Annotated in this window: 12 protein-coding genes; 8 read left to right on the forward strand and 4 right to left on the reverse strand. The window is 71.8% G+C overall.

Annotation, left to right across the window (positions count from 1 at the left end; genetic code table 11):
• Positions 1-5: 5 nt before the first annotated feature.
• On the forward strand, positions 6-1,853 hold the full coding sequence (gene glmS, locus C8N24_RS19610) for a glutamine--fructose-6-phosphate transaminase (isomerizing) (protein WP_121252782.1): 1,848 nt from the start codon (positions 6-8) through the stop codon (positions 1,851-1,853).
• Here glmS and C8N24_RS19615 read toward each other — a convergent pair.
• Both C8N24_RS19615 and C8N24_RS19620 read right to left on the reverse strand, forming a co-directional pair.
• Positions 1,840-3,573, reverse strand: a complete 1,734-nt coding sequence (locus C8N24_RS19615) for an ATP-binding protein (protein WP_121252784.1) — start codon at positions 3,571-3,573, stop codon at positions 1,840-1,842. The genes glmS and C8N24_RS19615 overlap by 14 nt on opposite strands.
• A gap of 120 nt (positions 3,574-3,693) precedes the next feature.
• Positions 3,694-4,305 carry a response regulator transcription factor gene (locus tag C8N24_RS19620; RefSeq protein ID WP_147447891.1) on the reverse strand — a complete coding sequence of 204 codons (612 nt, stop codon included), beginning with the start codon at positions 4,303-4,305 and terminating at the stop codon, positions 3,694-3,696.
• A 322-nt stretch (positions 4,306-4,627) separates the two neighbouring features.
• Between C8N24_RS19620 and C8N24_RS19625 the strand changes: the two genes are divergently transcribed.
• A complete protein-coding gene (locus C8N24_RS19625) occupies positions 4,628-6,136 on the forward strand; it encodes a sugar transferase (RefSeq protein WP_147447892.1) in 1,509 nt (502 codons plus the stop codon).
• Between the two features lie 4 nt (positions 6,137-6,140).
• On the opposite strand, the gene C8N24_RS34105 is transcribed toward C8N24_RS19625, so the two are convergent.
• Positions 6,141-6,305, reverse strand: coding sequence for a hypothetical protein (locus C8N24_RS34105; protein ID WP_170179218.1), 165 nt, complete (start codon positions 6,303-6,305; stop codon positions 6,141-6,143).
• A 153-nt stretch (positions 6,306-6,458) separates the two neighbouring features.
• Here C8N24_RS34105 and C8N24_RS19630 point away from each other — a divergent pair, with 153 nt between their 5' ends.
• The 3 genes from C8N24_RS19630 to C8N24_RS19640 all read left to right on the forward strand — a co-directional run bounded on the left by C8N24_RS19630 (position 6,459) and on the right by C8N24_RS19640 (position 9,132).
• Positions 6,459-6,920 (forward strand): glycosyltransferase family protein, encoded by a 462-nt coding sequence (locus C8N24_RS19630; RefSeq protein ID WP_121252790.1) that lies wholly within the window; start codon positions 6,459-6,461, stop codon positions 6,918-6,920.
• Positions 6,917-7,393, forward strand: coding sequence for a glycosyltransferase (locus tag C8N24_RS19635; RefSeq protein WP_170179219.1), 477 nt, complete (start codon positions 6,917-6,919; stop codon positions 7,391-7,393). The genes C8N24_RS19630 and C8N24_RS19635 overlap by 4 nt, the downstream gene beginning before the upstream one ends.
• Before the next feature lie 353 nt (positions 7,394-7,746).
• Positions 7,747-9,132, forward strand: a complete 1,386-nt coding sequence (locus tag C8N24_RS19640; protein WP_211340026.1) for a PKD domain-containing protein — start codon at positions 7,747-7,749, stop codon at positions 9,130-9,132.
• Here C8N24_RS19640 and C8N24_RS34705 read toward each other — a convergent pair.
• Positions 9,112-9,765, reverse strand: coding sequence for a LuxR family transcriptional regulator (locus C8N24_RS34705; RefSeq protein ID WP_211340027.1), 654 nt, complete (start codon positions 9,763-9,765; stop codon positions 9,112-9,114). The genes C8N24_RS19640 and C8N24_RS34705 overlap by 21 nt on opposite strands.
• A 104-nt stretch (positions 9,766-9,869) precedes the next feature.
• Between C8N24_RS34705 and C8N24_RS19650 the strand changes: the two genes are divergently transcribed.
• The 3 genes from C8N24_RS19650 to C8N24_RS19660 are packed head-to-tail and all read left to right on the forward strand — an operon-like array spanning position 9,870 to position 13,898.
• Positions 9,870-10,823 (forward strand): glycosyltransferase family 8 protein, encoded by a 954-nt coding sequence (locus C8N24_RS19650; protein ID WP_121252794.1) that lies wholly within the window; start codon positions 9,870-9,872, stop codon positions 10,821-10,823.
• On the forward strand, positions 10,820-12,337 hold the full coding sequence (locus C8N24_RS19655) for an oligosaccharide flippase family protein (RefSeq protein WP_147447893.1): 1,518 nt from the start codon (positions 10,820-10,822) through the stop codon (positions 12,335-12,337). Before C8N24_RS19650 ends, C8N24_RS19655 begins: the two co-directional genes overlap by 4 nt.
• Positions 12,330-13,898, forward strand: coding sequence for a glycosyltransferase (locus tag C8N24_RS19660; protein WP_121252798.1), 1,569 nt, complete (start codon positions 12,330-12,332; stop codon positions 13,896-13,898). The genes C8N24_RS19655 and C8N24_RS19660 overlap by 8 nt, the downstream gene beginning before the upstream one ends.
• The last annotated feature ends 64 nt before the right edge of the window (positions 13,899-13,962 follow it).

Raw genomic sequence — 13,962 nt, forward strand, 5'->3', positions numbered from 1 at the left:
TTCGCGTGTGCGGCATCGTCGGCTACGTCGGACACCAGTCGGCCCAGGAAGTTCTGCTGGGCGGCCTGGAGAAGCTTGAATACCGCGGATATGACTCCGCCGGTCTGTCGGTCCAACACGACGGCGCGCTGGAGTCGATCCGCGCCGTCGGCAACCTCGGTCGCCTCAAGGAGGCGCTGCAGCAGACGGGCGACGGCGGCGTCGCCGTGCTCGCGCCGCCCGCGACCACGGGCATCGGCCACACGCGCTGGGCCACCCACGGTCGCGTGACCGAGGAGAACGCGCACCCGCACTACGACCCCGGCAACCGCGTGCACGTGGTCGTCAACGGGATCGTCGAGAACTACATGGAGCTCAAGAACGAGCTCCAGGCGCAGGGCGCGCACTTCACGTCCGAGACGGACGTCGAGGTCATCGCTCACCTCATCGCCAACGACCTGGACGAGCACGGCCTCGTCGAGGCCACGCGCCGCACCTACAACCGGCTGCGCGGGCACTACTCGTTCGTGGTGCAGTCCTCGGAGGAGGCCGGCGTCCTCGTCGGCGCCCGCAAGGAGTGCCCGCTGATCGTCGGCCGCAGCGAGGGCGAGCAGTTCCTCGCGTCCGGCATCCCCGCCTTCCTCGCCCACACGCGCACCGCGCAGGCGCTCGAGGACGACGAGCTGGTGGTGCTGACCGCCGACGGCGCGCGCTTCATGACCGCCGACGGCGTCGAGTTCGAGCGCGAGACGCACGAGATCGACTGGGACGCCGACGCCGCCGAGAAGGGTGGCTTCGAGACGTTCATGCTCAAGGAGATCCACGAGCAGGCGGACGCCGTCGCCGAGACGATCGCCGACCGGACCGTCCGCCCCGACGGCGTGGACCTCCCCGAGCTCGACGACGAGCTGCTGCGCGGCACGCGCCGCATCATCATCGTGGCCTGCGGCACCTCGTACCACGCCGGTCTGATCGGCCGGTACGCGATCGAGGAATGGGCGCGCGTCCCCGTCGAGATGGACGTGGCGTCCGAGTACCGCTACCGCAATCCGGTGGTCGGCCCGGGCGACGTCGTGATCGGCATCACGCAGTCCGGCGAGTCGCTGGACACGCTCGCCGCCATGCGCCTCGCCCGCGAGCGCGGCGCGACCGTGATCGCGGTGACCAACATCATGGGCTCGCAGGCCACGCGCGACGCCGACGCCACGGTGTACACCCGCGCCGGCCTCGAGATCAGCGTCGCAGCCACGAAGACGTTCGTCGCGCAGGTCGCCGTCATGTACCTGCTGGCCCTGCGGCTCGCGGAGCTCAAGGGCACGCTGGACGTCGAGCGCCGCACCGAGCTCGTGACCAAGCTCAAGCGCATCCCGCACGACATCGGGGAGTTGCTGGCCCACGGCACGGACGCCATCGACCGCGTGGCGGAGCGCCACTACCAGCAGGACTTCTTCCTCTACCTCGGCCGTCACGTCGGCCTGCCGGTCGGCTTGGAAGGCGCGCTGAAGCTGAAGGAGATCTCCTACATCTCCACCGACGCGTACGCGGCGGGGGAGATGAAGCACGGCCCGATCGCGCTCCTGGACCAGGACACGCCGGTCGTGGTCGTGGCGACGGACTCGCCCGTGCTGGACAAGGTCATCTCCAACATGCAGGAGGTCCGCGTCCGCGGTGCGCACGTGATCGCGGTCGCCAGCGAGGGCACCGACCTCGCCGAGCACGCGGAGGAGACGCTGTCGGTCCCGCCCACCGACTGGATGCTCCAGCCCCTGCTGGCCGTGATCCCGCTGCAGCTCCTGGCTTACCGGGTCGCGCGCCTGCGTGGGCTGAACGTCGATCAGCCGCGCAACCTGGCGAAGACCGTCACGGTCGAGTAAGCCCGGAGTTCTCGGCAGTCGTCGCCGCGGCCCACAGACGACTGCCGAGCTCCTCGCCCGCGGACGCGGGCAGCACGAGCTGGGCGCCGGCGAGGATGAGGTCCTCGGGCGTCGGGTCGGCCTCGCGCTCACCCGCGAGGGCGACGCGCCGCACCCGGGTCAGCCGCTCGTCGGCGGCGAGCCGCCGCAGCAGCGAGGTGGAGGCCATGTCGCCGGTCGACGTGCCGACGACCACCGCGTCCGGGCGTAGCTCGACCGCCAGCCGCAGCGCCTCCAGCCCGTCGTCGGCGACGGCGGTCACGGCCGAGTCGCCGATCCCGGCGAGCACCGCGTCGGCGCGGCCCGGCACGCGCTCGACGATCACGACCGTCGGCACCGGCTCGGCGACCGCCTCGGCGCTGAGCAGCTCGACCTCGAGCTGGGAGCGCACGAACTCGGTGCGCTGGGCCGCGGCCGCGTGCTGGGCCAGCGTGGCGGGGATGCGCTCGCCGTCCGGCGGCCGCAGCGGAAGGGTCACGGTGAACAGCGCCCCGCCCTCTTCGGCCTCGCCGAGGGAGACGTCGCCGCCGTGCAGCTCGACGAACTCGCGGACGATCGCCAGGCCGAGGCCGGCTCCGGCCCCGGGCGCGCGTCCGTCGCCGGAGAGCCCGGAGCGGAAGCGGCCGAAGACCCGGTTGTGGTGCTCCGGCGGGATACCGGGGCCCGAGTCGGCGACCACGAGCGCGGCCACGGTGTCGCCGGCCGTGAGCTCGACGCGGACCGTCCCGGCTTCCGGGGTGTGACGGATGGCGTTGGCCAGCAGGTTGGAGACGATGCGGCTGACGCGCTCGACGTCGAACCGGGCACGGACGTCGTCGGGGGTGTTGACGACCAGGTCGATCCCACGGTCGAGGGCCAGCGGCTCGAACTGCTCCGCGACCGTGCGCACCGCTCCGGCGAGGTCGGCGTCGACGAGCGCGAGCTGCGCCTCGCCGTGATCGGCCTTGACCTGCTCGAGCATGTCGTTGACCTGCTCGAGCGCGCTGAGGGCGGCGAGCCGGATGCTGCCGAGCTGCGCGCGCAGATCGGCGTCCTTGGCGGTGTGCAGTACCTGATCCGAGCGGGTGACGACGACCTGCAGGGGCGCGCGAAGGTCGTGCGAGAGCTCTCCGAGGAGCCGCTCGCGGTAGTCGTGCACCCGTGCCAGCCGTCGCGTGAGCGCGGACAGCTCCGCGTTCTGGCGCTCCAGGCGCTGCTCGACGCGCTTGCGGTCCGTGATCTGCCGGCCTTCGGCGACGATGAAGGCGACGCGCCCGTCCCGGGCGCGCAGCGGCCTCAGGGTGAGATCCAGGGTGCCGATCGACTCGCCGCCGTTCTCCACGTGCAGGTCGGCGTCGAATCGGGTGAAGCGCCCGCTGGCGGCGGCGGTCACGGCCTCACGCAGCCACGTCACCGTGCCCTCGCCGACCCCGGTCCACCACGCGGTCGTCCACAGCGGGAGACCGATGACCTCGCTACGGTCCACACCGCCGGCGATCAACGCCGCCGGGTTGACGTCCAGCACGTGGCCGCGGTCGTCGAGCAGCAGGATGAAGCTCGACGACTTGGCGTGCAGCACCTGCGCCATCAACGCCCGCGTCTGCGCGTCACCCTCCGTTCCACGCTCGTAGCGCTCGCGCAGGGCCTCGATGGCATCGAGCGATGTGGTCCAGTGATCTAGGCGGCGTCCGTGCAGAGTCATCGGCGGTGCACAGCGAATCTACGCGATGCGAGCCGTTTCGGGTGGACTGTCCGCCGCGGGTGGACGGATGGACGGGCTCACGGGACCTCGCGCCGAGGCCCCGGAAGCGGCGTCGCCGCGCTAGGCGGCGGAGACCAGCGCGTTCATGTGCGCGTACCGGCTGGCCTCGGTGCGGTTGGCCACGCCCAGCTTGCGGTACGTGTTCGAGAGGTGGAACTTGACCGTCTGCTCGGTCACCCACAGCTCACGGGCGATGCGCCCGTTGGTGTAGCCCTGGGAGACGAGCCGCAGGATCTCGAGCTCACGGTCGGTGAGCGGGCAGTCCGTGACGGCCGCCTTCGGCGCGACGCGGGGGCGATGCACGACGTTGTCACGCGAGATCTCGCGCAGGAGCGTCGCGAGGCTCACGGGGTGCACGGCCTTCGAGATGATCGCGTCGGCGCCGGCTTCGAACGCCTCGCTCAGCACCTCGTCGCCCATGCGGATCGTGAGGTACACGCGCTTGGCGTTCGGCAGCAGCGTGCCGAGCTCACGCAGTCGCGAGAGCGCGAGCTGCGGGTCCTGCGTCTCATCGACGATCACCAGGTCGGCCTGCAGCTCGCTCACGCGCGGGCTGATCTCCGATGCGCCGTCGATGAAGCCGACGACCTGGAAGCCGGCCGTCTGCCGTAGCGCGAGCCGGATGCTTTGTGCGGCGAAGGAGTTGTCCGCCACGATCACCAGTCGATTCACTGTCGCCACCTCCGTGGGCTTGAGTCCGATGCGTTCAGGTTGCCGCCTGGACGATCGGGGGGGAAGGTGATGTTCCGAGGGGGCCGAGGTGGCTTCGCAACACCCTCCCAGGGCAGGTCCTCCCCCCGGCGGGTGACGTATCTCCCCCTCGTCGGCAACCGCTTTGGGGCGCTGCTGACCCTCCGACGGGCAGCGAAGTCCTCAAAGATGGAGATTCGGATCAGCGTCGCGTTAGCTCAAGAAGTCCAGCGTCAATCTGCCCGTTGTTCGACCAGCGAGCGCACCCGGGCTCGGCTGAGCGTCGGACTTAGGGAAAGAGAACTTGACGCCACAATCCGCAGCACGACTGACCATCCACGACGAGACCGTCGAGGATCACCCCTTCGCCGGCCGGCGCCGCCTCGCGCTGGTGGGCTCCGGCGTGACGCTGCCGCTCGCGCGCCACACGCACACGGACGGTGCGGTCGACGGCGCGAACTTCTCGCTGCTGCGGCGCGAGTCCAACCGCCGCCGGCTCCTCGCCGGGGCGGACCTGCTCGCCGCGGTGACGGCCTTCGTCGTGACGATGCTGGCGTTCGGCGCGGATGCGCCGCACGTGAGCGCGCTGCTCGGCACCCCGCTCGTCGTCCTCCTGTTCAAGGTCGCGGGCCTGTACGACCGCGACCAGATGCGCCTCGTGCACTCCACGCTCGAGGAGGCGCCGTCGCTGCTCCAGCTCACCGGCCTCTTCGCGCTCGGCACGACGCTCGTCGTCCCCTCGTTCGGCCAGCACGGGCTGACGAGCGGCCAGATCGCGTCGCTGTGGCTGCTCAGCTTCGTGCTCACGGTGGGCGGGCGCTCGGTCGCGCGCTTCATCGCGGGCAAGACCTCGCCGGTCGAGCGCTGCCTCGTGATCGGCGAGCAGGAGATGGCCGACCGCTTCCGGGACAAGCTCCGCTCCAGCCACGCGCGCGCCGACGTCGTCGCGACGCTCCCGCTCGTCAACAACGAGTTCGACGAGTGGAGCACGCCCGAGAGCCTGCGCGGCATGATCCAGAACCTGCGCGTGGACCGCGTGATCATCGCGCCCACGACCACCGACGGCAGCGGCGTCGCGGAGCTGATCCGCGCGGCGAAGGCGGCCGGCGTGCGCGTGAGCGTCCTCCCGCGCCTGTTCGAGGTCGTCGGCTCGGCGGTCGAGTTCGACGACGTCGACGGCCTGACGATGCTCGGCGTGCGCTCCTTCGGCCTCTCGCGCTCCTCGCGCGCGCTCAAGCGCGGGTTCGACCTGCTGCTGACGTCCCTCGGCCTGATCGCCGTGGCGCCGATCCTCGCCCTGGTCGCGATCGCCATCAAGCTCGACTCCAAGGGCCCGGTGCTGTTCCGCCAGACCCGCGTCGGCCGCGACGGCCGTCACTTCGGCATCTACAAGTTCCGCTCGATGGTCGTCGACGCCGAGCAGCAGAAGGACCGCCTGCGCGACCTCAACGAGGTCGGCGACGGCATGTTCAAGATCGCGCGCGACCCGCGCGTCACGCGCGTGGGCGACATCCTGCGCAAGACGTCGCTCGACGAGATGCCGCAGCTGCTCAACGTCATCCGCGGCGAGATGAGCCTCGTCGGCCCGCGGCCGCTCGTGACCGACGAGGACGAGCAGGTCGTCGGCCTGGACCGCAGCCGTCTGCATCTCACGCCGGGCATGACCGGGCCGTGGCAGGTGCTCGGCTCGCGCGTCCCCATGCGCGAGATGGTGGCCATCGACTACCTGTACGTCGCGAACTGGTCCCTGTGGGCCGACATGAAGCTGCTGCTGCGCACCGTGCGCCACGTGGCGCGGCGCGGCAACGTCTAGCGCGTCAGGCGATCAGGCGCAGGGCGGGGCGTGACGTGCCTCCGGAGGCGGGCCGCGGCGTCGCGGACTGCCGCGCGTCGGCACGGGCCGCCGACGAGCAAAGCCCGACTACGACGAGCGCGATGAACGTCCAGATGACTCCGATGGCGACCAAGACCATCAGCAACATGCCGGCTCCTCTCCCTCACTCACGGTGGGTAGTCGATACCCACTCGAACGGCATCCTGACCTGGATGCGCACGGGCACTATACGAATTTCCGCCCCCCGAAGGAATAGGGGCGCTCAAAAGAAGCCGCGTCGCCCGTTCGTTCTCTCTTGTGCATGACCCGCGCACGTCGCCCACAGCGCATCCTCGCCGTCGCGTCCAGCGGTGGTCACTGGGTGCAGCTCTCCCGTCTGAAGCCGGCCTTCGAGGGCCATGACGTCGCCTACTTGACGACCGAGCCCGGCCACCGCCGCGAGGTCGGCTCGGCCCGCTTCTACAGCGTTCCCGACGCCAACCGCAACGCCAAGGGCAAGCTGGCGCTGGCGACGGCGAAGCTGGTGTGGATCGTGCTCCGGGAACGCCCGGACGTGGTCGTCTCGACCGGCGCGGCGCCCGGCTATCTGGCCTTGCGCGTCGCCAAGCTCGTCCGCGCGCGGACCGTGTGGGTCGACAGCGTCGCCAACGTCGAGGAGCTGTCCATGTCGGGACGGCTCGCGAGCACGAAGGCGGACCTGTGCCTGACGCAGTGGCCGCATCTCGCCGAGGGACGGGTCGCCTACGAGGGAGCCGTGCTGTGATCTTCGTCACCGTCGGCACGCAGCTCGCGTTCGACCGGCTGATCCGCGCGGTCGACGAATGGGCCGCCCGATCCGGCGAGGTCGAGGTGTTCGCGCAGATCGGCCCGGGGGCGTACCGGCCGCGCCATCTGGAGTACTCCGACTTCATCGCACCGGACGAGTGCCGGGAGCGCATGGCGGCGGCCGACGCGATCGTCGCCCACGCCGGCATGGGCACCATCATCGGAGCGCTGGAGCTCGGGAAGCCCGTGCTGGTGATGCCGCGCCGGGCCGACCTCGGCGAGCACCGCAACGACCACCAGTTGGCCACGGCGGACCGGTTCTCCACCTTCGGTGGCGTTCAGGTCGCGGCGGACGAGCACGCGTTGCAGGCGCGTCTCGACGCGTTCGGCGCGCGTGCCGACCAGGCACCGATCGGGCCCTACGCGTCCGACCGCCTGCTTGGCGCGCTGAGCGCCTTCATCAACGGCTGAAACCTCGGGCCTCCCCCAATTCGGGGATTGCAGACCGGGGTTCGCTCTGTTTTCATGCGGACCGCCCGTTGGTCGCGGGCAGGCCGGACAGGGAAGCCACGACGGCGTCCGGCCGAATTGCCACGGGAGGTGGCTTGTTCGTGCCGGAAGGCGCGCGAACGCGCGTCCGGCTTCATCTGTCCTGCAGGGGAAACTCATCGATGTCGATGCATCGCCGGTCCGCGTGCGCCATAGGCGCCGCGGCCATCACACTCGCGCTCGGTGCGACGGGGTCCGCACAGGCTGCTGATCGCAGCGCCACGCCGTCCACGTTCGCCAGCGTCTTCGCCGCCGCTCAGCCGGGGGACCGCGTAGTGCTGTCTTCGGGCAGCTACGGAACGTTCAAGGGGTCAGCCAAGAGCGGCCCGGTCACGATCACCGAGGCGTCCGGCGCTTCGGCGACCATCGGGCTGAGCTTCAACGGCGCGAGCAACATCGTGATCGACGGCTTGACGATCACCGGCGCCGAGGTGCTCAACAGCACCAAGAACATCACGATCCGCAACAGCGACTTCACGGGCGTGATCCGCCTGGACGGGCTCGCCAACAGCAACGTCCTGCTCGATCACAACACCCACATCAACATCAACGCGGGGGGCCAGTACGCCAGCCCGGCGCGGATCGCGTTGCCGTACAACAGCCAGACGCACTCGGGCGTGACGATCCAGAACTCGCTGCTCAAGGGCGGCGACTCCGACGGCATCCAGGGCGGCGTCGGCGTCAACATCATCAACAACGAGTTCCGCGACATCCTGGAGGCGGGTGGCACCAACCACACCGACGCCATCCAGCTCATCGACGCCCCCAACAGCGTCGTCCGCGGCAACTACATCGTCGACAGCAGCACCGGCATCGTCGCCTACGACGGGCTGCGCAAGGCCACGATCGAGAACAACGTGGTCGACCTCACCGGCAAGGGCAAGCGTCCGTGGGGCATCGAGATCTACGCCGACAACGGCTCGATCATCCGGCACAACACCGTGGTGTACGCGACCGGATGCGCCTGGAACGGCACCTGCGGCGCGATCGACATCAACCGCAAGACGACGATGTCGCCGGGCACGGGCACCGTGGTCGTCGACAACATCGCCACCGAGATCCTGCTCCAGAACGGCTCCACGGTGGCGCAGCGCCGCAACAACCTGCTGCGCCGCGGCGCGGCCAGCGGCGACCTGACCGGCACCCCCGTGTTCGTCGGTGGCCTGCGTCCGCCGACGTTCGACGGCTTCGCGCTGACGACGAGCAGCCCGGGCGTCAAGGCCGCCTCGGACGGGACGAACATCGGCGTCGTGCCGACGACCTCGACGACGCCCACCCCGACGCCGTCGCCGACCCCGAGCCCGACGCCGTCGCCGACCCCGAGCCCGACGCCGTCCCCGACCCCGAGCCCGACGCCGTCGCCGACCCCCACGCCGACGGCCACCCAGGCCGTGTGGACGGCGCCGACGAGCGTCCGCGTGGGCACCGCGGTCGTCCTGGACGGCACCGCTTCGACCGGCGTCGCCCCGCTCGCCTGCACCTGGTCGTTCGAGGATCAGTCCGGCGGCGTGATCTGGGAGACCATCACCGGCTGCAAGCTGACCAAGACGTTCCAGACCGCGGACACCAAGTACGTCAAGCTGACGGTGCGCGGCGCGGACGGCCGCACGAGCTCGCTCAAGCGCTCGTTCGCCGTGGCCTCACGCTACAGCCGCGGCTGAGTCGGCGATAGCGAGGATCCCGGTGCCGTAGCCGCTCTCGGGGTCCTGGATGCGCGCGACCGCCTCCGCGCGGGAGCGCGCATCGATCTTCCGGAACGCCGTCGAGAGGTGGGTCTTCACCGTGCTCTCCGCGAGGAAGAGCTCGTTCGCGATCTCACGGTTGGTGAGGCCGCGCATGACGAGGCTGAGGATCTGCTTCTCGCGGTGCGAGAGCGGACGCGGCGCGATCTGACCGCTGAGCGACCGCGGGACGACGAGCTGGCCGGCGGCGACCGCACGCGCGGTCGCGCCGAGCGCCTGCTTGAGCTCGCTGTCGATCACGATGCCCGTGGCGCCGGCGATCAGCACCCGCCGCAGCGACGGGTTGCCGGCACCCGCCGGGACGATCGCGAGCACGGGGCACTTGTCGTGGGCATCGACGAGGTCGCGGATCTCGCGCTGCCGCGTCGCGTCACTGCGGCGGGACAGCGCCACGAGCACCGTGCCGGGCGCGAAGCGGTCTCCGTCCGCGATGGCGAAGCCGGCGGCGTCGAGCAGCCCTGCGGCCTGATGGCGCATGTTCTGGTCGTCGCCGACGATCGCCGCGCGCGGCGTGCCGCGGAGGTCGACGTAGGGGATCGACGATGGGCTCATAGACCACCAACGCAGCGGGTCCGGCGACACTTCCGCCGCCTCGACGTTCGGCCCGTCTTTCATACGGAAGTAGTGCCGTCACCGTGACGTTGGTGTCAACGGACATGGCCAAGTACGAAGCATCCCCGCGCGCCGACGTCATCCAGCTCGCGATGGCGGCGGACGCCGGCTTCATGATGCCGCTGGGCGTCGCCCTCACGAGCCTGTGCGAGGCGCACGCGCCGGGCGAGCTCGCGGTGACGATCCTGCACGACGGCGTTCCCGCCGCCGACATCGCGCGCGTCGAGCGCAGCGTCGCCGGCCGCATCCCGCTGACCTGGCGCCAGGTCGCGCCGGAAGAGGTCGCCGGAGCGCACTTCTCGACGTTCCTCACCGCCGCTTCGCTGTTCCGGCTGCTGCTCCCGCAGTTCCTGCCCGAGCAGATCGAGCGCGTGATCTACCTCGACTGCGACGTCGTCGTCACCGCCTCGCTGCGCGAGCTCTGGGAGCTCGAGCTCGGGTCGACCCTCCTCGCCGCCGCGCGCGACGCCGGCTCCCCGTTCCCGGCCGGGCCGTGCGGGACCGAGTGGGAGCGCCTCGGCCTTGACCCGGGGGCGCCGTACTTCAACACGGGCGTGCTCGTCATCCCGGTCGCCGCGTGGCGCGAGGCCGACGTCCCGCGCCGGACGCTCGAGGTGCTGCGCGCCTCCGAGCCGCGCTGGGGCGACCAGGACGGCTTGAACGTCGTGCTGCAGGGCCGCTGGACCGAGCTCTCGCGGCGTTGGAACCTGCAGACGCCCGACGTCGACCGCCGCGGGCTCGCCTGGGCGCTCTGGCGTGACGACGTCGAGGCGGCGCTCGACGCGCCCGCGATCATCCACTACACCGAGCGCGAGAAGCCGTGGTCGCCCGGCGCGCCGCACCCGCTCGCGGACCGCTGGTACGAGGTGCTCGACCGGTCGGACTGGCGCGGCTGGCGCCCCGGCTCGGGGTCGCGGTCGCTCGTGCGGCGCACGGGCTCGCGCGTGAAGTCGGCCTGGCGTGCGCTGACGGCCAAGCCTGTGAGCGTCTCGGCGTGAGGCTCCGGCGTCGCTCGTCGGACGGCTCGGCGAGCCTCGGCCGGCAGATGGGCCGGGCGGCCGCGTGGAGCAGCTTCGGCTCGATCGTGATGCGCCTCGGCAGCTTCTCGGTCGGCATCGTCGCCGCGCGGCTGATCGCCCCGGACCAGTTCGGCGTCTTCGCCGTGGCCCTGACCGTCCACGCGATCATCATCAACGTCTCCGACCTGGGCGTGAGCGCCTACATCGTCCGCCACCGCGGGAAGCTCGACGCGGTCGGCCCGACCGTCACGTCGATCGCGATGATCTCCGCCGCGCTGCTGGCGGGCGGCATGGCGCTGGTGGCTCCCTGGCTGTCGCGCGAGCTCGGATCGGTGGAAGCCGTCGATCCGGTGCGCGTGCTGTCGCTGACGGTGCTGCTGGCGGGCATCAGCTCGGTCCCGAGCGCCGTGCTCACCCGCGAGTTCCGCCAGGACAAGCGGTTCCTGGCCGACCTGCTCAACTTCCTCTCGTCGACCGGCATCCTGCTGGCGCTGGCGCTGACCGGCGGTGGCGCGCTCGCCCTCGCGTGGTCGCGGGTCGCCGGCCAGGCCGTGTCGACGGTGGTCCTCTTCGCCGCGTCGCCGGAGCGCTTCCGGCCGGGCTTCGACCGCGCGGTCGGCTCCAAGGTGGTCACCTTCGGGGTGCCGCTGATCGCGTCCAGCTTCCTCGGCTTCCTGATCGGCAACGTCGACTACATCGTCGTCGGCCGGCTGCTCGGCGCCGAGCCGCTCGGCTTCTACTACCTGGCCTACAACGCCGGCAGCTGGCCCTACATCATCCTGTCGCCGATCGTCGCGTCGATCGCCGTCGCCGCGTTCTCGCGCGTCCGCCATGACCGGGCGCAGTTCGCGGACCGGATGAGCACCTCGATGGCCGCCCTGCTGGCGATCGGCATCCCGGCGAACGCGCTGATCGTGGCGCTGGCCCACCCGCTCGTCGGCGCGATCTACGGCTCGCGCTGGGCACCGGCCGCGGCGCCGCTGGCCTGGACGGCCATCTACGGCGCGCTCCGCCTGCCCGCCGACCTGTTGACGAATGTGACGATCGCCGAAGGCAAGACGCGCGGGCTGCTGGTCCTCCAGCTCGTCTACCTGGCCGTGCTCACGCCGGTGACGGTGTGGGGCGTGCACGTGTGGGGAGCGGTCGGCGCGGGCGTCGCGCACGTGATCGCGATCGCCGGCATCCTGCTGCCCGGGTTCCTGATCATCCTCGCGCGGACCACCGGCTTCGGGCTCCGGCGGCTGCTGGCGGCCGCGGCGCGGCCGTTGGCCGCCTCGCTCGTCGCGGCGACCGCGGCGCACCTGGTCGCCGACCGGGTCGGCGGGGTGTGGCCGAGCCTGCTCGCCGGCGGCTCGGTGGGCGTGCTGATCTACCTGGTGCTGGTCGCCTCGTGGGGGAGGAGGCTCGCAACCGCCGCGCGCGCCCTGTGGACGAGCGTGGAGGAGCCGGAGCCCGAGCCCACGAGCCAGGAGCTGGTCGGCGCCCATGCCTAGCCGCCCCGCGCTGGCGGAGAACGAGCGCACGTTCGAGCGGCTCGTCCGCGTCGTCGAGCGCCGCGTGGCGGCCGGCCGGTTGGAGTCGGCCGCGGGCTGGGCGCGCGTCGCCGCCGCGTTCACGACGACCAACCCGCACGGCGCGCTGCGCGAGCCGCGGCTGGACGCGGCGCTGGACGCGGTCTCCCGGCGCACGCTCGGCCCGGCCACGCACCGCCCCGAGGCGGGCCCGCGCCGCGTGCTGCACGTGCTCAGCGAGGGGCATCTGATCGGCGGCCACGTCCGGATGGCCCTGCGCTGGGTCGCGGCCGACGAGGCCAGCCGCTCGAGCGTCATCGTCACCCGCCCCGGGTGCGAGTCGGCGGAGCTCAGCGCCCTGGTGCGGGAACGAGGCGGCCAGGCCACCGTGCTGGAGGCCCGGTCGCTGCTCGCCCGCGCGCGCGGACTGCGCGCGGCGGCCGAGACGGCCGACGTCGTCGTCTGCCACACGCACGGGGAGGACCCGGTGCCGGCCCTCGCCTTCGGCGGCGACTACGCCGGCGCACCGGTCGTCATGGTCAACCACGCCGACCATGTCTTCTGGCTCGGCGTCGGCAACGTGTCGCTGATCATGAACCTGCGCGACGCGGCGGCGGAGGCCGCGGCCACGGCCCGCGGGTATCCGCGGGCCAACCTCACCGTGGTGCCCACGGCGTTGCCGTCGGTGGCGCGCGGGATCGAGCGCGACGCGGCCAAGAAGCAGCTCGGCATCGATCCCGGGCAGGTCGTCTTCGTCACGCTCGCGCGCGCGGTCAAGTTCGCGCCCGCCCCGTGGCACCCCGGGTTCGTCGACGTCGTCGGGCCCGCCCTGCGCGCGAACCCGGCCGCGACGCTGGTGGCCGTCGGCGCCGACCCGCGGGACGCCGCCTGGGCGGCGCTCGCACGCGAGCTCGGTGGGCGCGTCGTGCTCCCGGGCGAGCAGCCCGACCCCACGCTGTACCTCGATGCCGCCGACGTCTACCTCGACTCGTTCCCCTTCGGCTCCACGACGTCCTTGATCGAGGCCGCCACGCGCGACGTCCCCGTGCTGGCCAGCCGTGCCTACCCCGGCATGAGCCGGCTGATGAGCTCGACGTGCCCGCTCGACGACGTCATCGTGGGCGCGCCGGACACCGCCGCCTACCACGAGCGGTTCGCCGAGCTGACGGGTGACGCGGAGCGGCGTGCGCGCGTGGGCGCGGCGACGGGAGCGGCCGTGCGCTCGCGCCACACCGCGGAGGCCTGGCGCGCGAACCTCGAGACGCTGTACGAGCGCGCGGCGGCGCTGGAGCCCGTGCGCACGCGGTCGGCCCCGACCGCCGACGCGGACGACCTGGACCGCTATTCCGAGCTGCTGCTCGGCATCGAGTCGCGGACGCCGTTGCTGTGGACGATCAACTTCTGTCGCGACGCGTTCGACCGCGCCGACCGCGCCTCGGCGCTGGCGCGCACGGTCGGCGTGCGGGCCGCGCAGAAGGCCCGCCGCACGGGCGCCGGGCACGGTGCCACGGCGGCCACGTGGCTCGTCCCGTTCGCCCGGTGAGCACGACCGGCGGGCACGTGCTCGCGTGCGTGCGATGAACTGCCGAAGAAGCCCAGAGGCCTCT

Origin of the sequence: Solirubrobacter pauli (assembly GCF_003633755.1) — a bacterium.
Classification (GTDB): Bacteria; Actinomycetota; Thermoleophilia; order Solirubrobacterales; family Solirubrobacteraceae; genus Solirubrobacter; species Solirubrobacter pauli.

Excerpts from the sequence above, each read along its gene's own strand:
- C8N24_RS19650 (WP_121252794.1), top strand. The coding sequence starts at position 9,870 with ATGGCCAAGTACGAAGCATCCCCGCGCGCCGACGTCATCCAGCTCGCG.
- C8N24_RS19615 (WP_121252784.1), bottom strand. The coding sequence starts at position 3,573 with ATGACTCTGCACGGACGCCGCCTAGATCACTGGACCACATCGCTCGAT.
- C8N24_RS34705 (WP_211340027.1), bottom strand. The coding sequence starts at position 9,765 with ATGAGCCCATCGTCGATCCCCTACGTCGACCTCCGCGGCACGCCGCGC.
- C8N24_RS34105 (WP_170179218.1), bottom strand. The coding sequence starts at position 6,305 with ATGTTGCTGATGGTCTTGGTCGCCATCGGAGTCATCTGGACGTTCATC.
- C8N24_RS19630 (WP_121252790.1), top strand. The coding sequence starts at position 6,459 with ATGACCCGCGCACGTCGCCCACAGCGCATCCTCGCCGTCGCGTCCAGC.
- C8N24_RS19660 (WP_121252798.1), top strand. The coding sequence starts at position 12,330 with ATGCCTAGCCGCCCCGCGCTGGCGGAGAACGAGCGCACGTTCGAGCGG.